General features: G+C 67.8%; 24 protein-coding genes. 17 read left to right on the forward strand and 7 right to left on the reverse strand.

Annotated elements, in window-relative coordinates:
- Positions 1-87: 87 nt before the first annotated feature.
- Positions 88-1,458, forward strand: a complete 1,371-nt coding sequence (gene serS, locus ACZ45C_RS06065; RefSeq protein ID WP_460560184.1) for a serine--tRNA ligase — start codon at positions 88-90, stop codon at positions 1,456-1,458.
- 348 nt (positions 1,459-1,806) lie between these two features.
- Here the strand turns inward: serS and fer are convergent, their stop codons facing one another.
- The 3 genes from fer to ACZ45C_RS06080 form a co-directional block, all read right to left on the reverse strand.
- A complete protein-coding gene (fer, locus tag ACZ45C_RS06070) occupies positions 1,807-2,196 on the reverse strand; it encodes a ferredoxin Fer (RefSeq protein ID WP_460560182.1) in 390 nt (129 codons plus the stop codon).
- 139 nt (positions 2,197-2,335) lie between these two features.
- On the reverse strand, positions 2,336-2,755 hold the full coding sequence (locus ACZ45C_RS06075) for a CopG family ribbon-helix-helix protein (protein ID WP_460560180.1): 420 nt from the start codon (positions 2,753-2,755) through the stop codon (positions 2,336-2,338).
- A gap of 25 nt (positions 2,756-2,780) precedes the next feature.
- Positions 2,781-3,098, reverse strand: coding sequence for a PadR family transcriptional regulator (locus tag ACZ45C_RS06080; protein ID WP_460560178.1), 318 nt, complete (start codon positions 3,096-3,098; stop codon positions 2,781-2,783).
- A 254-nt stretch (positions 3,099-3,352) separates the two neighbouring features.
- Here ACZ45C_RS06080 and ACZ45C_RS06085 point away from each other — a divergent pair, with 254 nt between their 5' ends.
- The gene (locus tag ACZ45C_RS06085; protein ID WP_460560176.1) at positions 3,353-3,487 is read left to right on the forward strand and encodes a hypothetical protein; all 135 of its coding nucleotides are present in this window, start codon (positions 3,353-3,355) and stop codon (positions 3,485-3,487) included.
- A gap of 82 nt (positions 3,488-3,569) precedes the next feature.
- Here the strand turns inward: ACZ45C_RS06085 and ACZ45C_RS06090 are convergent, their stop codons facing one another.
- Complete coding sequence (locus tag ACZ45C_RS06090) at positions 3,570-4,223, reverse strand: HAD family hydrolase (protein WP_460560174.1); 654 nt, start codon at positions 4,221-4,223, stop codon at positions 3,570-3,572.
- 81 nt (positions 4,224-4,304) lie between these two features.
- Here ACZ45C_RS06090 and ACZ45C_RS06095 point away from each other — a divergent pair, with 81 nt between their 5' ends.
- A complete protein-coding gene (locus ACZ45C_RS06095) occupies positions 4,305-4,628 on the forward strand; it encodes a hypothetical protein (protein WP_460560172.1) in 324 nt (107 codons plus the stop codon).
- A 57-nt stretch (positions 4,629-4,685) separates the two neighbouring features.
- On the opposite strand, the gene tmk is transcribed toward ACZ45C_RS06095, so the two are convergent.
- Positions 4,686-5,279 carry a dTMP kinase gene (gene tmk / locus ACZ45C_RS06100; RefSeq protein ID WP_460560170.1) on the reverse strand — a complete coding sequence of 198 codons (594 nt, stop codon included), beginning with the start codon at positions 5,277-5,279 and terminating at the stop codon, positions 4,686-4,688.
- Between the two features lie 181 nt (positions 5,280-5,460).
- Between tmk and ACZ45C_RS06105 the strand changes: the two genes are divergently transcribed.
- From ACZ45C_RS06105 to thiM, 9 genes are all read left to right on the forward strand, one after another.
- A complete protein-coding gene (locus ACZ45C_RS06105; protein WP_460560168.1) occupies positions 5,461-6,855 on the forward strand; it encodes a hemolysin family protein in 1,395 nt (464 codons plus the stop codon).
- Between the two features lie 68 nt (positions 6,856-6,923).
- A complete protein-coding gene (locus ACZ45C_RS06110; RefSeq protein WP_460560166.1) occupies positions 6,924-7,796 on the forward strand; it encodes a universal stress protein in 873 nt (290 codons plus the stop codon).
- Positions 7,797-7,876: 80 nt separating this feature from the next.
- Complete coding sequence (locus ACZ45C_RS06115) at positions 7,877-8,773, forward strand: complex I NDUFA9 subunit family protein (protein WP_460560164.1); 897 nt, start codon at positions 7,877-7,879, stop codon at positions 8,771-8,773.
- Between the two features lie 160 nt (positions 8,774-8,933).
- Positions 8,934-10,112, forward strand: coding sequence for a tubulin/FtsZ family protein (locus ACZ45C_RS06120; RefSeq protein WP_460560162.1), 1,179 nt, complete (start codon positions 8,934-8,936; stop codon positions 10,110-10,112).
- 13 nt (positions 10,113-10,125) lie between these two features.
- Positions 10,126-10,764, forward strand: a complete 639-nt coding sequence (gene cofC / locus ACZ45C_RS06125) for a 2-phospho-L-lactate guanylyltransferase (protein WP_460560160.1) — start codon at positions 10,126-10,128, stop codon at positions 10,762-10,764.
- Positions 10,765-10,830: 66 nt separating this feature from the next.
- Entirely contained in the window at positions 10,831-11,994 is a 1,164-nt protein-coding gene (gene cofG / locus ACZ45C_RS06130; protein WP_460560158.1) for a 7,8-didemethyl-8-hydroxy-5-deazariboflavin synthase subunit CofG, read from the forward strand.
- Positions 11,995-12,062: 68 nt separating this feature from the next.
- On the forward strand, positions 12,063-12,923 hold the full coding sequence (locus ACZ45C_RS06135) for a mechanosensitive ion channel family protein (RefSeq protein ID WP_460560156.1): 861 nt from the start codon (positions 12,063-12,065) through the stop codon (positions 12,921-12,923).
- A 111-nt stretch (positions 12,924-13,034) separates the two neighbouring features.
- On the forward strand, positions 13,035-13,673 hold the full coding sequence (gene thiE, locus ACZ45C_RS06140) for a thiamine phosphate synthase (protein WP_460560154.1): 639 nt from the start codon (positions 13,035-13,037) through the stop codon (positions 13,671-13,673).
- Positions 13,663-14,508, forward strand: a complete 846-nt coding sequence (thiM, locus tag ACZ45C_RS06145) for a hydroxyethylthiazole kinase (protein ID WP_460560152.1) — start codon at positions 13,663-13,665, stop codon at positions 14,506-14,508. The genes thiE and thiM overlap by 11 nt, the downstream gene beginning before the upstream one ends.
- A 184-nt stretch (positions 14,509-14,692) precedes the next feature.
- Here thiM and ACZ45C_RS06150 read toward each other — a convergent pair whose 3' ends face one another.
- Positions 14,693-15,442 carry an SDR family oxidoreductase gene (locus tag ACZ45C_RS06150; protein ID WP_460560150.1) on the reverse strand — a complete coding sequence of 250 codons (750 nt, stop codon included), beginning with the start codon at positions 15,440-15,442 and terminating at the stop codon, positions 14,693-14,695.
- 124 nt (positions 15,443-15,566) lie between these two features.
- Between ACZ45C_RS06150 and ACZ45C_RS06155 the strand changes: the two genes are divergently transcribed.
- The 5 genes from ACZ45C_RS06155 to ACZ45C_RS06175 all read left to right on the forward strand — a co-directional run bounded on the left by ACZ45C_RS06155 (position 15,567) and on the right by ACZ45C_RS06175 (position 22,048).
- Positions 15,567-17,066 (forward strand): phytoene desaturase family protein, encoded by a 1,500-nt coding sequence (locus ACZ45C_RS06155; RefSeq protein WP_460560148.1) that lies wholly within the window; start codon positions 15,567-15,569, stop codon positions 17,064-17,066.
- A 14-nt stretch (positions 17,067-17,080) separates the two neighbouring features.
- Positions 17,081-17,980 carry a prenyltransferase gene (locus tag ACZ45C_RS06160; RefSeq protein ID WP_460560675.1) on the forward strand — a complete coding sequence of 300 codons (900 nt, stop codon included), beginning with the start codon at positions 17,081-17,083 and terminating at the stop codon, positions 17,978-17,980.
- Positions 17,977-18,900 carry a bisanhydrobacterioruberin hydratase gene (gene cruF, locus ACZ45C_RS06165; protein ID WP_460560146.1) on the forward strand — a complete coding sequence of 308 codons (924 nt, stop codon included), beginning with the start codon at positions 17,977-17,979 and terminating at the stop codon, positions 18,898-18,900. The genes ACZ45C_RS06160 and cruF overlap by 4 nt, the downstream gene beginning before the upstream one ends.
- 161 nt (positions 18,901-19,061) lie before the next feature.
- Entirely contained in the window at positions 19,062-19,619 is a 558-nt protein-coding gene (locus tag ACZ45C_RS06170; protein ID WP_460560144.1) for a hypothetical protein, read from the forward strand.
- A gap of 206 nt (positions 19,620-19,825) precedes the next feature.
- The gene (locus tag ACZ45C_RS06175) at positions 19,826-22,048 is read left to right on the forward strand and encodes a CDC48 family AAA ATPase (RefSeq protein ID WP_460560142.1); all 2,223 of its coding nucleotides are present in this window, start codon (positions 19,826-19,828) and stop codon (positions 22,046-22,048) included.
- Positions 22,049-22,127: 79 nt separating this feature from the next.
- Here ACZ45C_RS06175 and ACZ45C_RS06180 read toward each other — a convergent pair whose 3' ends face one another.
- Positions 22,128-22,316 carry a hypothetical protein gene (locus ACZ45C_RS06180; RefSeq protein ID WP_460560140.1) on the reverse strand — a complete coding sequence of 63 codons (189 nt, stop codon included), beginning with the start codon at positions 22,314-22,316 and terminating at the stop codon, positions 22,128-22,130.
- Positions 22,317-22,347 lie beyond the last annotated feature (31 nt).

The raw sequence follows: 22,347 nt of genomic DNA on the forward strand, positions 1-22,347 counted from the left end.
ATCGCCAGAGCGGTCGCTCGACTCCCGGCAGCAACCGCTGCCGACGCTCCGATACGGTTTTGGGCCGTCCGGCGGAATTCCAGACAGATGCTGTCTCGACAGTTCGTCCGGGAGAACCCCGAGGTCGTCCGCGAGGCGCTCGACGACAAGGGCGTCGACGTGGACCTCGACCGGATACTCGACGTTGACGAGGAGTGGCGAGAGCTGAAACAGCGCGGCGACGACTTGCGCCACGAGCGCAACGAGGTCTCCTCGAAAATCGGTGAGCTGAAAGCCGACGGAGAGGAGGAGGCCGCACAGGAGGCAATCGAGCGCTCACAGGAACTCAAATCGGAGCTACAGGAGGTCGAGACGCGAGCCGACGAACTGGAGGCGGAACTCGAGGCGTCCCTGCTCGAACTCCCGCAGATTCCGCAGGCTGACGTGCCGGTCGGCGAGGACGAGTCCGAGAACGTCGAGGTGCGCCGCGAGGGGTTCGACGACCTGCGAGAGATTCCGAGCGAGATCGAACCACACTACGACCTCGGCGAGGACTTGGAGATCCTCGACTTCGAGCGCGGCGCCAAGGTCGCCGGCGGCGGCTTCTACGTCGCGAAAGGTGACGGCGCGCGTTTGGAGCACGCTCTGATCCAGTTCATGCTCGCGGTCCACCGTGAGCAGGGGTACGAGGACGTGTTCCCGCCGATCCCCGTCAACTCCGCGTCGATGCGGGGAACCGGACAGCTCCCGAAATTCACCGAGGACGCCTACCGCGTCGAGGGGACGAACGCCGAGGAGTACGACGACGACGACCTCTGGCTGCTCCCGACCGCCGAGGTTCCCGTCACGAACCTCCACCGCGACGAGATCCTGTTGGGCGAGGATCTTCCCCTCAAATACCAGGCGTACACGCCGAACTTCAGACAGGAGGCGGGCGAGCACGGCACCGAGACCCGCGGGATCGTCCGCGTCCACCAGTTCAACAAGGTGGAGATGGTGAACTTCGTCCGACCGGAGGAGAGCGACGATCGGTTCGAGGGGCTCGTCGACGAGGCCGAGGAAGTGCTCCGCCGTCTCGAACTCCCCTATCGTGTCCTGGAGATGTGTACCGGCGATCTGGGGTTCACGCAGGCGAAGAAGTACGACATCGAGGTGTGGGCACCGGCCGACGACATGGACGAGGGACCAGAGGAGGGCGGCCGCTGGCTGGAGGTCTCGTCCGTCTCGAACTTCGAGGATTTCCAAGCGCGACGCGCCGGAATCCAGTACCGCGAGGAGCATCACGAGTCCGCGGAACACCTTCACACGCTCAACGGATCCGGACTTGCGGTCCCGCGGATCGTCGTCGCGATCTTGGAGTATTACCAGAACGACGACGGGACCGTCACGGTCCCCGAGGCGCTGCGCCCGTACATGGGTAGCGATGTCATCGACGGCCACGATCCCGTCGGCGAGACGAAACTCGGTGACGGCGCTTGACGTCTCCCCCGAGCTGAAGCGCGAAGATGCTTCCTTTGCACGTGACCCGTTTTCGGCTTCTGCATATACACGAAGGCGTCATCTGGCGAAGAGGGGATTCAGCGTGATGTGGAGTCTCCCGCCTCAAGGAGCGAACCTAGCGACGAGCGAGGCGGGTAGTTCACGTCCCTACACGCATCTCGTTCGCGAGAAAACGTGTTGTGAGATACGAGAGGGTGGACAACGGGAACGCGATTCACTTCGCGAGAAAACCAGAGGTACGTGTTCTACTTCACGCCGCAAACGGTCAGCCTGAACCGCCGCTACCCCCGAAGGGGCCGCGTCTGGTAACGAGCGTTGAACGCCGTTTTAGATGACGCGGTTCTGCAGGTAATCGAGGTGTTTCGCGTTGTAGACGATCTTGACCTCGTCCGTCGCCGGGCTACCGATGCAGGTCAGGCGGACGTTCTTCTCTTCGACCTCCTCGTCGGAGAGGATCTGCTGCATGTCCATATCGATGTCGCCCTCTCTGACGATGGAGGCGCAGTTCGCACACGCACCGGCGCGGCACGAGAAGGGCCAGTCGTAGCCCTGTGCCTCGGCCGATTCGAGGATGTACTCGCCTTGGTTCACTTCGAGGGTGCCGTAGTCCTCGTCGTCGAGGTCGGCGGCGGCAGCCTCCTCGAAGAGGTCGTCGTCGTCCATCGACCAGCCCTGGTCGTCGAGCACTTCGTAGTTGAGGTATTCTACAGTGGGCATCACCTGCCGATTTAGTGCCCACCTCATTAGGCTTTGCTGTTCCCCGTGTTCCGTGCGATACCCGTAGGGGGCGGAGCGAGTCGGCACCGATCCAGCCGCGTTCGGGCGCGCTCTCCCCGAAATCACACACTCGATTACGTCACCGCTCGGATTCGAACTCGTCGACGGGCGTCACGCTGTAATCGACGGTGAGCGTGTCCTTCGTCGCGCGGATCTTCCCGACGAACGCCGAGATCTCGTCGAGGCTCCCTTCGAGCACGAACAGTTCCATGCAGTAGCGCGAGCCGACGTGGCTGTGGAAGTTCGAGGCGACGATCCCCTCGTGCTCGTGTCGGAGCCGCATCATCCGCTCTTCGACGCTCGTCGTCTCGTAGTCGAACAGCACCGTCACCACGCCCATCAGATCTCGACCGTCGAGCCGCTCGTCCTCGAATTCGCCGAGGAGGCTCCGAGACGCCTCACGGACGACCTCGCTGCGGCCGGAGTACCCGTGCTCGTCGGCGAACCCGTCTATCCGCTCCAGTAGCTCCTCCGGCATCGAGACGCTGACGACCGTCATATAATAACTGACTGCACAGATATTATTAACCTTTGAGGTTCGAACCGTCGATGTCCGCCGATCGGCCTCCGTCGACCCGCGCGGCGAGCCACTCGCAGTGATCGAGGAACGCGCGCTCGCCGGCGTCGGTGAGCGCGTACACGTCCGCGATACCCTCCGTGCGGCGATCGAGGAAACCGGCCTCGACGAGAGACGTCAGCGTCCCGTAGAAGGATCCGGGGTCGATGTGCTCGTCGTAGTGCGATTCGAGCCGACGCTTCAGCGACTGCGCGCGCAACTCACCGGCGTCGTACAGCAGGGCACACAGATCGCGGCGACGACCGCTGTGAAGCCACTTCGTCATGGGTCGCGTTTCGCGCGGCGACTCACGACCGTTTCGGTCGGCGTCGCGGTCGACACCGCTCGCCGACGGCCGGGAAACGAGACGGAGACTCGGAGTCGAGTCGGATGAGAGACAAGACCGATCGAAATAGAGGTTATTTTGATAAAAACGAATATATGGGCACTGTATGAATGGATATTAGTTGTTTGTATTCTATTACCTCACTCTGTGTGTACACACGAAAGTATCATAAGGGATCTATCTATGGTACGAGTATGCACATCACGATCGAACGCGTGATCTGCCGGCACCGGTACGAGCGCCGTGCGATCGTCATCGACCCCGACGAGGTTGTCGAGTCCTGCACCAAGTGCGGCAAAGAGCGAGTCCGGTCGGTCACCGGATCGTAACACGAGCGCGGGTCTGCCTCCCGTTCGCGCGGCCGCCGCTCGCCGATCCCGGCGGCGGCGATTCCGGTCGGCGTCGGTCCCCTCACGTCGCTTCGAGCAGTTCGTCGAGCCGTCGCACGCGGTGGTCACCGAGCACGCACCGCCCGCGGTCCTCGTGGCCGACGCGCTCGACATGGACGGCGTCGAGCCCGGCGTTCCACGCCGCACCCACGTCGCTTTCGCCGTCGCCAGCGTAGTATCCGCGGTCCGTGGCCGGATCGACGTCGAGTGCGGCCATCGCGTGCTCGATCGGGTCGGGGTCGGGCTTCCAACCGGTCTCGTCGGTACAGCAGACGACCGCGTCGAACCGCCCGGCGAGATCCAGCCCGTCGAGCACCGGATCCGCGAGGAACCGCTGACAGTGGGTGACGAGCCCGACCGGACCGCCGACCTCGTCGACGCGGTCGAGCAGTCGGGCAGCGTCGTCGTGGAGGTACGTCGCCTCCGCACGGGCGATCGGGTCCTCGACCGCGTGAAACGCCGGCCAGAACGCATCCGGGTCGACGCCGATCTCACGGAGGGTGTCGCCGCGCGCGCCGCCGAGGCCGTGCCAGAGGACGCGCGCCTCTCGATCCGAGAAGCGTCTGTCGAGCCTGTTACCGACCCGGTCGAACACCGCGCGGGTGTACGACCACTCGGCGTCGACGAGCGTTCCGTCGAGATCGAACAGGTGGAAGTCGTACTCGGCGGGGCGCATCCGACAGCCGTAGGCCGTCCCGAAATATATCGATTGCGCCGCGGGCGATAGGGGGAAATGTACGGAACCCCTAGCCCGCGTATGCTCGCGCTGATCGGGTTCGTCACCCTCGTCGCGCTCGTCGGATTTCACGTCCTGCTCGCCGGGGTGACGACGCGTTTTTTCCGTCTTCGCCTGTCGACCGCGTGGGGGTCGGTCGTCTACACGATCGTCTTGACGCCGATACTGCTTTTCGTCTCGACGCTGTTTTTCACCGGCGTGCTCAACGTGGGCGTCGGCCTCGACCTCGGGAGTCCGACCATCGTGTTCGGGCTGCTCATCGCGCTCCCGATCGTGCTCGGCGTGGCCATCGACTACCTCTACGTCCCATCGCCCGACGAGTACGAGCTGCCGGACACGCGGTGAGCGTGCCGACTGACGACGAGCCGAGTGGGTATCCTCGACGGGGCGACCGGCGAGACGCTACGCGCCGGTGAGGTCCGCGACGATCTCGCAGACTCGGTCGCTGACCGCCGCCTGCGGCGCGGTCGCGTCGACCCGGTGGAAGCGGTCCGGCTCGGCGTCGATCAGCCGCTCGTAGTTCTCGCGGACCGCGGCGAGGTAGCCGTCCTGCTCGAACTTGTTCGTCCGCCCGGCCCGCTCGGCCGCTGTCCGCGCGTCGAGGTCGAGGTAGATCGTCGCGTCGGGCGGTCGCGAGAACGGCGCGTGGATATCGCGGACGTACGCCAGCGGTCGCTCGATGTCGACCTCGCTCGCGGCGAGCGTCGCCGCCTGATACGCGAACCGCGAGTCGGAGTAGCGGTCCGAGATCACGAGGGTTCCGTCCGCGAGAGCCGGCTCGATCGTCCGCGAGAGGTGGTCCGCGTGATCGGCCGTGTAGAGAAACAGCTCCGCGAGCGGGTCCGCGTCGTCGGCCTCGATCGACCGGTAGACCGCGTCGCCGTACCAGCTGTCGGTCGGCTCGCGAGTGAACGTCGCGTCGCCGAAGCGGTCGCGCAACGCCTCCCACGCGGTCGTCTTGCCGCTCCCGTCGATCCCCTCCAGCGTGATAAGCATGGGTGCGCTCGGACGCGCCAGAGAATAAACGGTCCGGGTTTCGAAGGGGAGACCGGTACCGTACCGTCTCCGGTGTGAGTCCCCGCCGCCGACGAGCGACGTTGTCCTTTTTAGTGGACTGGCGGTGAATCGCCGTCATGGTCAGCGACGTTCCCGCACCGCGGTCGACACGGAGGCACCGATGGTAGCCGTCGCCGTCTCGGTCACCCGCGTGGTCGCTGCGCTCGTGCTCGTGGCACTGAACGGCTTCTTCGTCGCGAGCGAGTTCGCGTTCGTGCGGGTCCGTTCGACCTCCGTCGAACAGCTCGTCGAGGAGGGTCGCGCCGGGTCCGGCGCGCTGCAGGACGTGATGGAGAGCCTCGACGATTACCTCGCGGCGACGCAGCTCGGGATCACGATCGCGTCGCTCGGGCTGGGGTGGATCGGCGAGCCCGCGGTCGCCGCGCTCCTCGAACCCGTGCTCGGACCGCTGCTCCCTGAGAGCCTCGTTCACCTCGTCGCGTTCGCGATCGGGTTCGGCGTCATCACCTTCCTCCACGTCGTGTTCGGCGAGCTCGCGCCGAAGACGATCGCCATCGCGCAGGCGGAGCGGGTCGCGCTGCTTTTGGCCCCGCCGATGAAGCTCTCCTACTACCTGTTCGCCCCCGGAATCGTCGTGTTCAACGGAACCGCGAACGCGTTCACGCAGGCCATCGGCGTCCCGCCGGCGTCCGAGACCGACGAGACGCTCGAAGAGCGCGAACTCCGTCGCGTGCTGGCCCGCTCCGGCGAGGCCGGGCACGTCGCCGACGCGGAAGTCGAGATGGTCGAACGCGTCTTCGAACTCGACGACACCGTCGTCCGCGAGGTGATGGTCCCTCGCCCCGACGTGGTGAGCGTGCCGGTCGACGCCGACCTCGACGCGATCCGAGCGATCGCGCTCGACGCGGGACACACACGCTACCCGGTCGTGGCCGACGATGACGCCGACCGCGTGGTCGGCTTTCTCGACGTGAAAGACGTGTTGCGAGCCGTCGAGACCGGCGACGAGTCGGTCACCGCCGGCGACCTCGCGCGCGACCTGATCGTCGTCCCGGAGGCGACATCGCTCAGCGACCTCCTCGTCCAGTTCCGCACCGAACAGCGCCAGATGGCCGCCGTCGTCGACGAGTGGGGAGCCTTCGAGGGGATCGCCACCGTCGAGGACGCCGTCGAGGCGCTCGTCGGCGACCTCCGCGACGAGTTCGACGCCGGCCGCGGCGAACACACCATCCGGAAGGAGGCCGAGGGGACCTACGAGGCCGACGGCTCCGTCTCGCTGTCGGTCGTCAACGAGACGCTCGGCACCGACTTCGACGGGAACGGATACGAGACGCTCGGCGGGCTCGTGTTGGACCGTCTCGGTCGCACGCCGGACCCGGGCGACGCCGTCTCGGTCGGCGGGTACGGATTCGAGGTCACGGCGGTCGACGGCGCTCGGATTTCGACCGTGCGAGTGACCCGGACGGACATCGAGCCCGGGACCGCCGGAACCGAGACCGAGGACGACGCGAGTGGCGGCGTCGACGATACCCGCGACGACAGCGACGAGGAATAGCGACGACGCGCCGATCTATCGGGCGAACGCGGGGTGCATTTTTACCCACACGCGGTGACGGTGCGCGCATGCTCGACCGGATCCTCTTCCCGACGGACGGGAGCGACGGGGCGAGCGAGGCCTTCGAGCACGTCCTCGATCTCGCCGCCGACCACGCCGCGACCGTCCACGTACTCAACGTCGCCGACACGACCCACGACAGCGTCACGCGGATCGGCGGTGATGTCGTCGACGTGCTCGAACGCGAAGGCGAATCGTTCGTCGCGGAGCTCGCCGACCGCGCCGCCGACCGCGGCGTCTCGGTGGTGACCGACGTCGTACAGGGCGGGGTCGAAGCGACGATCGTCGCGTACGCGGCGGAACGCGACGTTGACCTGATCGCGATGTCGACGCGGGGACGAACCGGGCTCGATCACCTGCTTCTCGGGAGCACCACCGAGCGGGTGCTCAGGCGATCGAGCGTGCCGGTGCTCAGCGTCCGTCCCGGTGACGCGACGACGCGGTACCCGTATCGAAACGTCCTCGTCGCGACCGACGGGAGCGACCACGCCGACGCCGCGGTCGAGCGGGCCGCGGCGCTCGCGGTCGCGACGGGCGCGACGGTCCACGCGCTGTCGGTCGTCGACGTCGGTGCCGTGGGGAGCGAGGCGTACTCGGGCGTCGGCGCGCTGGTCGATTCCGCCGAGGAGACCGTCGCGGCGGCGGCCGACACCGCCGCGACCGAGGGCGTCGACACGGTCGAGGCCGTCGAGATCGCCGCGTCGGCCTCCGGCGGGATTCGGTCGTACGTCGCCGACCACGACATCGACCTCGTCGCGTTGGGGACGCGCGGACGGTCCGGCGTCGAGCGGTATCTGCTCGGGAGCGTCGCCGAGCAGACCGTTCGGACCGCGCCCGTGCCGGCGTTGATCGTTCCGGGGCCCGATCGAGGGGACGGGTGACGTCCGGATCCGCCCGCGCCATCTCAACGGAACGGCGACTCCGCGGTAGGTTTACGGGGCTTCCGCCCCTCGCGATCCGTATGAAAGTGTTGGTAGCCGGCGGAACCGGATTCATCGGATCGCACCTCTGTCGCGCGCTCGCGGACGGGAGCCACGAGGTGACCGCCCTCTCGCGATCGGCCGACGACACGCCCGAGGGCGTTTCCGCCGCCGTCGGCGACGTCACCGACTACGACTCGATCGTCGACGCGGTCGACGGGCAGGACGCCGTCGTGAACCTCGTCGCGCTCTCGCCGCTGTTCGAGCCGAAGGGGGGAAACGTCATGCACGACCGTATCCACCGCGGCGGCACCGAGAACCTCGTTCGGGCCGCCGAGGAGGGCGGGATCGACCGGTTCGTCCAACTGAGCGCGCTCGGTGCCGACCCGGACGGGACGACGGCGTACATCCGCGCGAAGGGCGAGGCCGAGGCGATCGTCCGCGACAGCGACCTCGGGTACACGATATTCCGCCCGTCCGTCGTCTTCGGCGACGGCGGCGAGTTCGTCTCGTTCACCAAGCGACTGAAGGGTATGTTCGCGCCGGGTATCCCGCTTTATCCCCTGCCGGGCGGCGGGAAGACCCGGTTCCAGCCCATCCACGTCGAGGACCTCGTCCCCATGCTCGTCGCGGCGCTGGAGGCGGACGAACACGTCGGCGAGACCTACGAGGTCGGCGGTCCGGAGCGGCTGACGCTCCGCGAGGTGACCGACCTCGTGTACGAGGCCGAACAGCGCGGCGTCACCATCGTGCCGCTGCCGATGCCGCTGGCGCGGATCGGGCTGTCTGTGCTCGGTGCCGTCCCCGGCTTCCCGATGGGGCCGGACCAGTACCGATCGCTACAGTTCGACAACACGACGGCCGACAACGATATCGACGCGTTCGGCGTCGACGCCGACGAACTGACGACGCTTTCCGGGTACCTGGGCGTCGCATGATCGACCCCCGACTCGCGGGATCGTTCGACGCCGGATCGGTCGGAGCGAGCCGCGACCCTCAGAGCCACTCGCCGACAGCGATCTCAGCGCTGGTAACGTCAACCGAAGGCTTAAATAGGAGTTTACGCTCTGTTTTTTCCAAAGGTCGAGGGAGCACACGATGAAACTTGCAATGATCGGATTCGGACAGGCGGGGGGAAAAGTCGTCGACAAGTTCCTGGAGTACGACAAGCGGACCGGGTCGGAGATCGTCCGCGCGGCCGCGGCCGTCAACACGGCCAAGGCGGACCTGATGGGACTTGAACACATCACCGAGAAACAGCGGGTCCTCATCGGACAGTCCCGCGTGAAGGGCCACGGTGTCGGCGCGGACAACGAGCTCGGCGCGGAGATCGCCGAGGAGGACATCGACGAGGTGCAGGGCGCGATCGACTCGATCCCGGTCCACGAGGTCGACGCGTTCCTCGTTGTCGCCGGGCTCGGCGGAGGAACGGGATCCGGCGGCGCGCCGGTGCTCGCGAAACATCTCAAGCGGATCTACACGGAGCCCGTCTACGGGCTCGGTATCCTGCCGGGCAGCGACGAGGGCGGAATCTACACGCTCAACGCCGCCCGCTCGTTCCAGACGTTCGTCCGCGAAGTGGACAACCTGATGGTGTTCGACAACGACGCGTGGCGACAGACCGGCGAGTCCGTTCAGGGCGGCTACTCCGAGATCAACGAGGAGATCGTCCGCCGGTTCGGAATTCTGTTCGGCGCCGGCGAGATCCAGCAGGGACAGGAGGTCGCAGAGAGCGTCGTCGACTCCTCTGAGATCATCAACACGCTCTCCGGCGGCGGCGTCTCGACCGTCGGATACGCGGAAGAGGAGGTCGAAGAGCGAAGTTCCGGCGGGCTGCTCTCTCGGCTCCGCAACGACGACGACGAGGACGAACTCGACAGCGCGCACACGACGAACCGGATCACGAGCCTCGTCCGCAAGGCGGCGCTCGGTCGGCTCACGCTGCCCTGTGAGATCGAGGGCGCAGAGCGCGCGTTGCTCGTGCTCGCCGGGCCGCCGGAGTACCTCAACCGGAAGGGAATAGAGCGCGGGCGCAAGTGGCTCGAAGAGCAGACCGGATCGATGGAAGTCCGGGGAGGCGACTACCCGTACCGCGGTGCCGGGTTCGTCGCGACCGTCATCCTGCTCGCCGGCGTCACGAACGTCCCGCGGATCAAGGAGCTCCAGCAGGTCGCCATCGAGGCGCAGGACAACCTCGACGAGATTCGCGAGGAGAGCGAGGAGAACCTCGACGAGCTCGTCAGCGACGGCAGCGACGAGCTGGAATCGCTGTTCTAGGACGACCCGCTCGATGGAGGTCCTCGTTCCGTTTTCCACCGAGTGCCCCAAGTCCCGACTCTCGACCGTCTTGGATCCTGCCGAGCGCGCGACGTTCGCCCGAGCCATGCTCTCGGACGTGCTCGATGCCGTCGCGGCGGCCGGCGGCGAGCCGCGGGTGCTCGCGACCGGGCCGGTCGACGCCGTGGTCGATTGCCCGGTCGAAATCGATGACCGGCCGCTGACGACCGCGGTGAACGCGGCGCTGGCGGACCGACGCGCGGCCGCCGATCGGCCCGTCGGGATCGTCATGGCCGACCTCGCTATCGCAACTCCGTCCGCGCTCCGAGGACTGTTCGAGACCGTCGAGCGATCCGCAGATGTCTCGATCGCGCCCGGTCGCGGTGGCGGGACGAACGCACTCGCCGTCGAGCACGCTGAGTTTCGCGTGGACTACCACGGCGCGTCCTATTGCGATCACCGGCGAATCGCAGACGAGATCGACGCGACCGTCAGCGTGATCGACTCCCACCGGTTGGCGACCGACGTGGACGAGCCCGCGGACCTCGCGGAGGTGCTGATACACGGGGACGGCGCGGCCGCAGCGTGGCTCCGCGACGTCGGAATCACCCTTGACGATAGCGGCGGGCGAGTCGGCGTCGAGCGCGTTTGAGCGAGCGAGTCCGCGACCGGATCTGGGACCGCGATCCTTTTTGAGCCCCGGCCGCGACTCACGGCCGTGTTCACGGTGGCCGACGAGTACGACATCGACCTGTCGATCGATGCGGCCCACGTCGAGCGGCTGCTGTCGGTGTCGCCGGCGGACGTCGATCCCGCCGAGCGACTCACCTTCGCCCGGAACGTCTTCGTGCCGCTGACGACCGCGTGCCGGTACACCTGCACCTACTGCACCTACTACGACGTGCCCGGGGAGGCGTCGCTTCTGTCCCCCGAAGAGATCCGGACGCGATGTCGGGTGGGAGCCGACGCGGGCTGCACGGAGGCGCTTTTCACCTTCGGTGACGACCCGGACGACCGGTACACCGCGATCCACGAGCGGCTGGACGAGTGGGGGTTCGACTCGATCTACGACTACCTCCACCGCGCCTGCGAGATCGCGTTGGAGGAGGGGCTCCTCCCGCACTCGAACCCCGGCGACCTCACCGAGGCGCAGTTCGGCGACCTGCGCGCGGTGAACGCCTCGATGGGCGTCATGCTGGAGACGACCGCCGACGTCGACGCGCACAGCGGCGGCCGCCGGAAGGCGCCGGGACAGCGGCTCAACACGATCCGCGCGGCGGGTCGACAGGGCGTTCCGTTCACCACGGGGATCCTCGTCGGCATCGGCGAGGGATGGCGCGACCGCGCGGAGAGTCTGCTCGCCGTCCGCGAGCTACACGAGCGACACGGCCACGTGCAGGAGGTGATCGTTCAGAACGTCGTTCCGAACGAGCGGTCGGACTTCCCCAAGCCGGATCTTGCGACGATGCGCCGAGTCGTCGCGATGGCGCGGGCGGCGCTTCCCCCGGACGTCTCCGTGCAGGTGCCGCCGAACCTCTCACCGGCGGCCGACCTCGTCGACTGCGGCATCGACGACCTGGGCGGCGTCTCGCCGATCACGGACGACTACATCAACCCCGAGTACGCGTGGCCGGACCTCGACGGGCTTCGAGACGTGGCCGACGCCGGCGGGATGCCGCTCCGCGAACGGCTCCCGACGCACGCCCGATACCTCTCGGACGGTGTCCGGCCGGTCGGAGTGGACCCGGCTCCGTCGCCGACGGGCCGCGACGGGTGGCTCCCGTCCGCAGTCCGCGACCGGATCCGATCCGACGACGTGCACGGACGGCGACTCCGCGGGGTCGCGCGGGGCGACGGACCGCTCGCAGTCCGGAGCGACTGAGCGGCCACCGGACGTAAACAACCGCGAAGCCCGTACCTTCTTTATATACTCTCCCGAATGGTTCGATGATGGTACCACTCCAGTTCGGACTGACGGGATTGGCGGCGACGCTCGCCGGGATCCTCTTTACCGTGTTCCTGTTCGCGGCCGGCTTCGTGGCCGTGCTGCTGATCGGCAAGGTCGTCGCGATTCCCGCGGTCGAGCGGACCCTCGGCTCCCGCGGGTTCGACGAGGCCGTGTTGAGCCTCGGATCGAGCGTCGCGAACGCGGTCATCTGGGTCGCCGCGATCGCGATCGGGTTCACGATCGCCGGCTACGGCGCGTTCCTCTCGGCGTTCGCGGTGTTCGGCGGCGCGATCGCCCTAGCGATCGGGTTCGCCGCGCAGGACTTGCTCGGTAACTTCGTCGCCGGCGTCTTCATCCTGAAGGACAAGCCGTTCGAGGTCGGCGACTGGATCGAGTGGAACGGGAACGCGGGGCGAGTCGAAGACATTGATCTGCGCGTCTCGCGGGTCCGAACGTTCGACAACGAGCGGATCACGGTGCCGAACGGCGACCTCGCGAACAACGCCGTCACCAATCCGGTGGCCTACGAGACGCTCCGGCAGAAGTTCGTCTTCGGTATCGGCTACGACGACGATATCGACGAGGCGACGGACATCATCGTCGAGGAGGCCGAGAGCCACGACGAAATACTCGACGACCCCGCGCCGTCGGTTCGGCTGACGGAACTGGGTGATTCGGCGGTCGGGCTGCAGGCGCGGATCTGGATCGCCGACCCCGACCGCGGGGACTTCGTCCGCGTGCGGTCGGAGTACGTCGCCGCGGTGAAAGAGGCGTTCGACGACGCCGGCATCGACATGCCGTACGTCCACCGGCAGCTCACCGGCAGCGTCGAAGTCGTCGAAGCGGTCGCAGACGACGAGTAGGATCGAGACAACGCACGGCCGGCGTCGCCGAGCGGTCCGCGCTCGCGACGCTCGCTCTCCCGACGGCCGTCGACGGAACCACTTTTCACTCACCACTAGAAAGTACCACTGATGAATCCCAGCGAGTGGCGGACGTATCTGGTGACGCAGTCGAGCCGGTCGGCCGGTCGCGACACCGAGGCGGTCGTCGAGGCGGCGATCGACGGCGGCGTCGATGTCGTGCAGCTCCGCGAGAAAGATCGTTCGGCCCGCGACAGATACGAACTCGGTCGGCGGCTCCGCGAGGTTACGGCGGCGGCATCGGTGCCGTTGCTCGTCAACGACCGGGTCGACCTCGCCGCGGCGATCGACGCCGACGGCGTCCACCTCGGCCAGTCGGACCTGCCCGTCGAGGTCGCTCGCGAGCGGCTCGGTTCCGACGCCGTCGTCGGTTGTTCGACGTCGACGGTCGCGGAGGCGGAGGCCGCGGCGGCGGCTGGCGCGGACTACCTCGGCGTCGGCGCGGTGTACGGAACGGTGTCGAAGGACGTTCCAGAGGAGAAAAACGGGATCGGGACCGAGCCGGTGGCGGCGATCGCCGACGCCGTTGACGTTCCGGTGTTCGGGATCGGCGGGATAACCGCCGAAAACGCGAGACCCGTGGTCGAGGCGGGAGCGACCGGCGCGGCGGTCATCTCGGCGATCACCGCCGCGGACGACCCGACGGCCGCAACCGCTGCGCTCGGCGAGGTGATCGCCGGTGCCCGCTGAGCCGATCGACGACGAGCGAATCCGCGCGACGCTGTCGGCCGTTCGGGAGTCGGCGCCGCTCGTCCATCACCTCACCAACGACGTGACCGTAAGCGAGACGGCGAACGTCACGCTCCACTGGGGCGGCCTCCCCGTGATGGCCGACGCCCCGGCCGAGGCGGGCGACATGGCTGCCGGCGCTGACGCGGTCGTGATCAACACCGGGACGGCCTCCGAGACCGATGTCGACGCCATGGTCGACGCCGGGGCTCGCGCGAACGAGGCCGGCATCCCGGTAGTGCTCGACCCGGTCGGCTACGGGGCGACCCCGCACCGCGTCGAGTCGGTCGGTCGCCTCCTCGACGCGGTCGAGTTCGACGTGATCAAGGGCAACGTCGGTGAGATCCGAGGCCTCGCGGGCGAGGAGGCGACCGTCAAGGGCGTCGAATCGGTCGGAGACAGCGGCGGCTCGGCGTCCGCCGCGCGGGCGCTCGCCGCGGAGACTGGCGCGGTCGTCGTGGCGTCCGGTCCGGTCGACGTCGTCGCTGACGACGGAGCGAGCCACGAACTCGCGGTCGGACACGAGCGAATGGGGTCGTTCGTCGGGTCGGGCTGCATGCTCGCGAGCACGCTCGGGACGATGACCGCGGTGGCCGACGCGTCCGACTCGTCGGTCGACTCGACGCGGGAGGCCGCGCTCGTCGCGTGTGCGGCCTACGGGATCGCCGGCGAGCGGGCCGCCGCGTCGGACCCCGCCGGCCCCGCGAGTTACCGGACGGCGTTCATGGACGCGGTCGCGTCGCTGGCGGCCGACTTCTCCGACTCCGACGTCGAATCCCGCGTGTCACAGGCGTGATGCGCTGATGACGGCGATCAACTGACTTCGGGTGTGTGAAGGCGACGAGGGCGAACAGGCGGTGCGTGTGGCGGGCGGTCACGCCGACCGACCCCGACCGCACGGGACCGCACCGCGCACCCGCGTTCCCCCGCGCGGTGACTGAGGCTGGCACGGGATGGCTGGCCGCGGTATCGATGATAAGCTACCGGGTTGCGGCCTTCCACTCGCGGAGGCCGAGCCGAGCGCCGTCGAGGTCGTCTGCGGGTGCCTCGGTGGCGGCCCAGACGAACAGCGGCGCAACGCTCTCGGGGTCGCGAGCGCGCTCTTTGCCGGTGAGATCGGTTGCGACGAGCCCGGGATCGACGACGCCGACCGTCGCGTCGAGGTCGGCAGCAAACCCGCGCGCGACCGCCTCGGCAGCGGCCTTCGAAATCGCGTACGCGCCCATCCCCGGAGTCGAGTCGTGCGCGACGGACCCCGACGGGACGAGTATTCGGGCATCCGCGGCGAGGTGCGGAACCGCCTCCCGGATCGTCGCGAACACGCCGCGGGCGTTCGTCCGCATCGTGTCGTCGTAGTCGGCGTACGAGAGGCTGTCCATCGGCTTCTCGCCAGGTGCGCCGTGGAGGATCGCCGCGTTCGCGACCGCGACGTCGATCGGTCCCGCCTCGCGGGCGACCCGCTCGAAGAACCGTTCGAGGTCGAACTCGTCGCGCACGTCGACGCGGACTCCCCAGGCGGTGCCGGCGGGGTCGCCCACTCCGTCGCTCCCGTCGGAGACGTCCGTTCTTCCGGTCTCGTCGCTCGCCCCGTTCAGCGTCGCGACGGTGCGATCGACCGCGTCGCCGTCGCGGCCGGAGACGGCGACGAACGCGCCCGCGGCGACGAACGCCTCGGCGACCGCCCGCCCGATCCCGCTCGTTGCGCCGGTGATCGCGACCGTCGGATCCATTAGGTGTCGGTAGGACCGTCGGCGACTTAGGCGTACCCACTCGATCGGTGGAATCGATACGGGGCCGATCCGCGTCGCGGCCGTCTGGCCGGTCTTTATACTTCCGCCGAGCGTACGATCGTCCATGGACGTGGCCCCGGATATCGACGCCGCGGCCGGCGAGTCCGTCGTCGTGATCGGCGGCGGGTTCGGCGGCCTCTCGACCGCGTGTTACCTCGCCGACGCCGGTGCGGACGTGACCCTCCTCGAAAAGAACGGACAGCTCGGCGGGCGCGCGAGCCGGCTCGAAGCCGACGGCTTCCGGTTCGACATGGGGCCGTCGTGGTACCTGATGCCCGACGTCTTCGAGCGGTTCTTCGGCCACTTCGACCGGACGCCCGAGGAGTTCTACGAGCTGGAGCGGCTCGACCCTCACTACCGGGTGTTCTGGAAAGACGGGGACCGAGTCGACGTGCTCCCGGACCGTGAGGCGAACCGAGAGCTGTTCGAGGAGTACGAGCCCGGCGCGGGCGAGGCGTTCGACGCGTATCTGGAGGAGGCGGAACGCACCTACGAGATCGGGATGGAACATTTCGTGTACGAGGACCGCCCGAAGCTGCGCGATTACGTGGATAAGGACGTGCTCCGGTACTCGTGGGGGCTCTCGCTTTTAGGCAAGATGCAGGGACACGTCGAGGGCTACTTCGACCACCCCAAGCTCCAGCAGCTGATGCAGTACACGCTCGTGTTCCTCGGCGGCTCGCCGCACAACACGCCCGCGCTGTACAACCTGATGAGCCACGTCGACTACAACATGGGCGTCTACTACCCGGAGGGCGGGATCGGAGCGGTCGTCGACGGGATCGCCGAACTCGGCGCGGATCTGGGCGTGGAGTACGTCACCGACGCCGAGGTGACGGGGATCGAGGGCCGACGCGGCGCGTTCGCGGTCGACACCGTCGGAGACGACCGCTACCTCGCGGACCTCGTCGTCTCGGACGCGGACTACGCGCACACCGAGCAGGAGCTGCTCCCGAAACACAAGCGGCAGTACAGCGAGGCGTACTGGGAGTCGCGGACGTACGCCCCCTCCGCGTTCCTGCTGTACCTCGGCGTCGAGGGCGACGTGCCGGAGCTCGCCCACCACACCCTCGTGTTGCCGACGGACTGGGACGAGCACTTCGCGCAGATATTCGACGACCCCTCGTGGCCGGACGACCCCGCATACTACCTCTGTGTGCCCTCGAAGACCGACGACACGGTCGCGCCCGAGGGGCACAGCAACCTCTTCGCCCTGGTGCCGATCGCGCCGGGGCTGGAAGACACACCCGAGCGTCGCGAGGAGTACCGCGACCTCGTGATAGACGACGTCGCGGCGAACACCGGGACGGACCTGCGCGACCGGATCGTCTTCGAGGAGACGTTCTGCGTCGACGACTTCGCCGACCGATACAACAGCTATCGGGGGAGCGCCCTCGGGCTCGCACACACCCTTCGACAGACTTCGCTGCTCCGGCCGCCCCACCGCTCTGAGGCGGTCGACGGGTTCTACTTCACCGGCTCGACGACGACGCCCGGCATCGGAGTTCCGATGTGTCTCATCAGCGGTCAACTGACCGCAGAGTCGATATCGGACTCGATCTGAGCGTGAGTGATTCCGTGACTGACCCCGACACGTCGACGGTGCCCGATGGATCCCGGGGAGGGGTCACGGACTTTCTTCGGTACCTGCTGGTGTTGTCGCGTCCGCGCTTCTGGCTGTACCTCGCCGGTCCAGTCGCCGTCGGCGTCACCTACGGGGTCGCTGACGTGAGCGAACTGTTCACGCCGGTCACGGTCGCGCTCGCGGGCTATTTCCTCGTGCCCGCGAACGTCTACCTCTACGGCGTCAACGACGCCTTCGACGCCGACATCGACGAGGTGAACCCGAAGAAGGAGGACCGCGAGGCGCGCTGGCGAGGTGACCGCCTCGTCGCGCTCGCGGTGGTCGCCGCGGGGGTCATCGGGATCGCGACGTTCGCGGTCACGCCCCGCGTCGCGTGGCCGTACCTCGCCGGCTTCTTCGCGCTCGGTGCGGCCTACAGCGCGCCTCCCCTACGGTTCAAGACCACGCCGCTCGCGGACTCCGTCTCGAACGGGCTGTACGTCCTCCCCGGCGCGGCCGCGTACGCGACCGCCGCGGGGACGCACCCGCCGCTCGCGGCGCTCGCCGGCGCGTGGCTCTGGACGATGGGGATGCACACGTTCTCCGCGATCCCCGACATCGAACCGGACCGAGCCGCGGGGATCCGCACGACAGCGACGGTTTTGGGTGAGGGATGGACGTACGTCTACTGCTTCGGCTGCTGGACCGCCGCGTCGATCGCGTTCGCCGCCGTCGACCTCCGCCTCGGCGCGCTGATCGGGGTATACCCCGTCTTCGTCGCGTGGGTCGCGACGTCGTCGGTCGCGGTCGACCGCGCGTACTGGTGGTTCCCGGCGCTGAACACGGTGATCGGAACGCTGCTCTCGATGGGCGGGCTCTGGCGCGTCTACCCGATCACGGAGGCGCTCGGATGACCGACGAGAGCGGACCGGCCGCGACCGACGGGCCGACCGCGACGGCGGCAGAGGGGACCGAAGAGCCCGCCTCGCGGGTCGCCGCCGCGCGCGCTCGGCTCCCGGACACGCGGAGCGAGGTCGAGGGACTCCTCGATCGGCTCGTCCGAGAGAACCGCTTTACCATCGCCGTGCTGTTCCCGCTCGTCGGGGCGGTCGCGCTCGTCGGCAGCGCCGAAGGGTGGGTGCCCGATCCCCTCGCGTTCAACCCGTGGTTCGTGCTGTTCGGCGTGCTGGTGATGCGCTCGCCGCTCGTCGTCGGCGTGTTGCCGTCGATCGACCGCCGCGCGCTCGGGTGGGTCGGTGTCTTGATCGGGTACACCTACGCGATCGAACTCGTCGGCGTCGCCACGGGGTGGCCGTACGGCGGCTTCGAGTACACGGTGAGCCTCGGCCCGATGCTGGCCGGCGTGCCGCTGGCGCTCCCCGTCTTCTTCATCCCGCTCGTGGTCAACGCGTACCTGCTCTGTCTGCTGCTTCTCGGCCCGCGAGCCGAGAACGGCTGGCTCCGGCTTGCGACCGTGATCGCCGCCGTCGTCGCGATGGACGTGGTCCTTGATCCGGGCGCGGTCGCGCTCGGATTCTGGGACTTCGGCGGTGGCGCGTTCTTCGGCGTGCCGCTCTCGAACTACGCCGGCTGGGTGCTCTCCGCGACCGTCGCGGTCGTCACCCTTGATCAGGCGTTCGCGCTCTCGGACCTCCGCGCCCGCCTGCGCGACTGCGAGTTCATGCTCGACGACATGGTGAGCTTCGTGATCCTCTGGGGCGGGATCAACCTCTTTTACGGGAACCTCGTTCCCGCCGCCGTCGCCGCCGCGTTCGGCGTCGGACTCGTCCGTGCGGACCGGTTCGACGCCCGGCTGTTCGCCCCGTGGACGTGACTGCGTGCTCGTCGACCGCTCCCGTCGCGCTCGCGACGCCCCGCTCACGTCGCCGACGGCGGTCGACACCACTCGAAATCGCTTATATATCGGCCGCCCGTCGATCGATCCATGAGCGTCCGCGCTGCCGCCGTCCCCTCGACGGCGGCGGAGGCAGAGAGATGAGCCGCCTCGCGATCGAGTACGGGTCACACGACCGCGTCAGAGAGGTAATCGATCGGCTGACCTACTGTGCGGAACACGTCAGCCGGTCGTTCGACGGGTGGGACGAGCCACACGTCAAGGGACCGGGGCTGTACTTCGCCGTCGTCGCGGACCGCGAGTACGGTGCGTACGCCGACCCGATGGGTGACAACCGCTGGCCTCGCGAGAGCTGTCGGTCCGTCTTCGAGGAGGACGGGTTCGTCGGCGCGGTCGAGACCGTGAGCCTCGAACGGGACGGCGGCATCGTCGTCGCCGCCGACGGCGAGATCGAAGCGCAGATGGTGCGGTTCCGCGACCTGGGGACCCGAAGCGACGAATCGGATCTCGTCGACGACGTGAGCTACGAGCCGTGGATGGGGTCCAGGCACATGAGCGCGCTTGAGACCTCGGTCCGCCCGGAGGTCATCGCGACGGTCACCCTGAGCGAGGAGACGGGGCGCGTGAGCGTCTTCCGCGACGGCGACGCCGAGTCGATGGAGCGAGACGAACTGGGCGGACGGTGGCGCGTCGACTGACCTCGCCGTCCCCCCGACGCGTCGCCGCCGGCGTCGGCGAAAACGCACGCTTACGACGGGGTTTTAACGCCGGGTTTCCTACCGTGACACATGATGACACAGATCGGGTTACGGCGTGCGGTCCCCGGTATCGCCCTCGACGGCGGTAACGGCAACAGGCTTATTCCCGAACCGGGTGCAGTTACTGGTATCTCCCGCGAGGAAGCATGAACGAAGTTCAACTCGAAGTGGCGAAGGCGTACCCGAACGACTCGGGGCGCGGCATCGCCCGACTCGACCCCGACACGCTGTTGCATCTGAAGCTCTCGCCCGGCGACATCATCGAGATCGAGGGCGCAGAAACGACCGCCGCGAAGGTGTGGCGCGCGGACCGGCAGGACTGGAACACGGACACCGTCCGCGTCGACGGGTTCACCCGCCAGAACGCCGACGTGGGCATCGGCGAGCGCGTCACCATCCGGAAGGCGGAAGCCGAGAAGGCCGACAAGCTCGTGTTGGCCCCGCCGGAGGAGGCGTCGGTCCAGTTCGGATCCGACGCCGCCGGCATGGTGAAACGGCAGATCCTCAAGCGGCCGGTCGTCGAGCGCGACATCGTCCCCGTGATGTCCTCGACGAACCACCCGTTCATGCGGTCGCCGGGACAGGCTATCCCGCTGATCGCGGTCGAGACGGAGCCGGAGGGCGTCTGTCTCATCACCGAAGACACCGAGGTCGAACTGCGCGAGGAGCCGATCTCCGGGTTCGAGAAGACCGGCGGCGGAATCACCTACGAGGACATCGGCGGGCTCCAGTCGGAGATCCAGCGCGTCCGCGAGATGGTCGAACTGCCGATGAAACACCCGCAGATCTTCTCGAAGCTCGGCATCGAGCCGCCGCAGGGCGTCCTGCTCCACGGGCCGCCGGGCACGGGGAAGACCCTGCTCGCGAAGGCCGTCGCCAACGAAACCTCGGCGTCGTTCTTCTCCATCGCCGGTCCCGAGATCATTTCGAAGTACTACGGCGAGTCCGAACAGCAGCTCCGAGAGATATTCGAGGACGCCAAAGAGGAGAGCCCGAGCATCATCTTCATCGACGAGCTCGACTCGATCGCGCCCAAGCGCGAGGACGTCACCGGCGAGGTCGAGCGCCGGGTCGTCGCCCAGTTGCTGACGATGATGGACGGGCTCGAAACCCGCGGGCAGGTGATCGTCATCGGCGCGACGAACCGGGTCGACAGCGTCGATCCGGCGCTCCGCCGTCCCGGGCGGTTCGACCGCGAGATCGAGATCGGCGTCCCCGACGAGGTGGGTCGAAAGGAGATCCTCCAGATCCACACCCGCGGGATGCCGCTCTCGGACGACGTGAGCTTAGATCACCTCGCGGACGAGACGCACGGCTTCGTGGGCGCCGACATCGAGAGCCTCACCAAGGAGGCGGCGATGAAGGCGCTGCGCCGCTACCTCCCCGAAATCGACTTAGACGAGGAGGAGGTCCCGCCGAGCCTGATCGACCGGATGATCGTCAAGCGCGACGACTTCTCGGGCGCGTTGAACGAGGTCGAGCCCTCGGCGATGCGCGAGGTGCTCGTCGAGCTCCCGAAGATCTCGTGGGACAACGTCGGCGGGCTCTCCGAGGCCAAACAGCAGGTGAAAGAGTCGGTGGAGTGGCCGCTCTCCTCCCCCGAGAAGTTCGACCGGATGGGCGTCGACGCGCCGAAGGGCGTGCTGTTGTACGGCCCTCCCGGTACCGGGAAGACGCTGATGGCGAAGGCCGTCGCCAACGAGACGAACGCGAACTTCATCTCCGTGAGGGGGCCACAGCTGCTCTCGAAGTGGGTCGGGGAAAGCGAGAAGGCGATCAGACAGACCTTCCGGAAGGCCCGGCAGGTGAGTCCGACGATCATCTTCTTCGACGAGCTCGACAGCCTTGCGCCCTCGCGCGGGCAGGAGATGGGCAACAACGTCTCCGAGCGCGTCGTCAACCAGTTGCTGACCGAACTGGACGGGTTAGAGGACATGGGCGACGTGATGGTGATCGGTGCGACGAATCGTCCCGACATGATCGACCCCGCGCTCCTCCGGTCCGGTCGGTTCGACCGACTCGTGATGATCGGGCAGCCGGACCAGGAGGGCCGCGAGCAGATTCTGGAGATCCACACCCGAGACACGCCGCTCGCTCCCGACGTGAGTCTGCGCGAGATCGCAGAGATAACCGACGGCTACGTCGGCTCGGATCTCGAGGGGATAGCCCGCGAGGCCGCAATCGAGGCGCTGCGCGACGCCGACGACGCCGAGGAGGTCGAGATGAAGCACTTCCGGGCCGCGTTAGAGTCGGTGCGGCCGACGATCAACGAAGACATCCTCTCGTACTACGAGGAGGTCGAACAGCAGTTCAAGGGCGGCGGCGGCGAGTCGCTCCGCGACACCGGCGGCCGGATCGGCTTCCAGTAACGACTCGTCTCACGCGGTGAGGTGTTTCTGCGCTCGACCGCGACCGGCGGAATCGATTGCGTTGCGGTCGTCGACCGGCCTACTCGTCGTCCGTGTCACACACGCCGAGCGGGAGCGCCTCCGTCGCCGCGTCGTCGGCGTCGAGTCCCTCGTAGGCGTCGTCGATGAGTCGCGCGACCTGGGCCTCCGGGGTCACGCCGCGGGCGGCGGCGAGCGCCGTGAGCCGCTCGTACTGCTCGGGCGGGACGGACACCGTACCATCGTTCATACGCGAACTGGATGTCGGAGCTACAAAAGCG

Source organism: Halorubrum pallidum, assembly GCF_055380345.1.

Coding starts and splice junctions, on each gene's coding strand:
- serS (WP_460560184.1), top strand. CDS start 88: ATGCTGTCTCGACAGTTCGTCCGGGAGAACCCCGAGGTCGTCCGCGAG.
- ACZ45C_RS06155 (WP_460560148.1), top strand. CDS start 15,567: ATGGACGTGGCCCCGGATATCGACGCCGCGGCCGGCGAGTCCGTCGTC.
- fer (WP_460560182.1), bottom strand. CDS start 2,196: ATGCCCACTGTAGAATACCTCAACTACGAAGTGCTCGACGACCAGGGC.
- tmk (WP_460560170.1), bottom strand. CDS start 5,279: ATGCTTATCACGCTGGAGGGGATCGACGGGAGCGGCAAGACGACCGCG.
- ACZ45C_RS06170 (WP_460560144.1), top strand. CDS start 19,062: ATGAGCCGCCTCGCGATCGAGTACGGGTCACACGACCGCGTCAGAGAG.
- ACZ45C_RS06085 (WP_460560176.1), top strand. CDS start 3,353: ATGCACATCACGATCGAACGCGTGATCTGCCGGCACCGGTACGAGCGC.
- ACZ45C_RS06150 (WP_460560150.1), bottom strand. CDS start 15,442: ATGGATCCGACGGTCGCGATCACCGGCGCAACGAGCGGGATCGGGCGG.
- ACZ45C_RS06180 (WP_460560140.1), bottom strand. CDS start 22,316: ATGAACGATGGTACGGTGTCCGTCCCGCCCGAGCAGTACGAGCGGCTC.
- ACZ45C_RS06175 (WP_460560142.1), top strand. CDS start 19,826: ATGAACGAAGTTCAACTCGAAGTGGCGAAGGCGTACCCGAACGACTCG.
- ACZ45C_RS06115 (WP_460560164.1), top strand. CDS start 7,877: ATGAAAGTGTTGGTAGCCGGCGGAACCGGATTCATCGGATCGCACCTC.
- ACZ45C_RS06105 (WP_460560168.1), top strand. CDS start 5,461: ATGGTAGCCGTCGCCGTCTCGGTCACCCGCGTGGTCGCTGCGCTCGTG.
- ACZ45C_RS06135 (WP_460560156.1), top strand. CDS start 12,063: ATGGTACCACTCCAGTTCGGACTGACGGGATTGGCGGCGACGCTCGCC.
- cruF (WP_460560146.1), top strand. CDS start 17,977: ATGACCGACGAGAGCGGACCGGCCGCGACCGACGGGCCGACCGCGACG.
- ACZ45C_RS06110 (WP_460560166.1), top strand. CDS start 6,924: ATGCTCGACCGGATCCTCTTCCCGACGGACGGGAGCGACGGGGCGAGC.
- thiE (WP_460560154.1), top strand. CDS start 13,035: ATGAATCCCAGCGAGTGGCGGACGTATCTGGTGACGCAGTCGAGCCGG.
- ACZ45C_RS06090 (WP_460560174.1), bottom strand. CDS start 4,223: ATGCGCCCCGCCGAGTACGACTTCCACCTGTTCGATCTCGACGGAACG.
- ACZ45C_RS06075 (WP_460560180.1), bottom strand. CDS start 2,755: ATGACGGTCGTCAGCGTCTCGATGCCGGAGGAGCTACTGGAGCGGATA.
- ACZ45C_RS06120 (WP_460560162.1), top strand. CDS start 8,934: ATGAAACTTGCAATGATCGGATTCGGACAGGCGGGGGGAAAAGTCGTC.
- ACZ45C_RS06080 (WP_460560178.1), bottom strand. CDS start 3,098: ATGACGAAGTGGCTTCACAGCGGTCGTCGCCGCGATCTGTGTGCCCTG.
- cofC (WP_460560160.1), top strand. CDS start 10,126: ATGGAGGTCCTCGTTCCGTTTTCCACCGAGTGCCCCAAGTCCCGACTC.
- ACZ45C_RS06095 (WP_460560172.1), top strand. CDS start 4,305: ATGCTCGCGCTGATCGGGTTCGTCACCCTCGTCGCGCTCGTCGGATTT.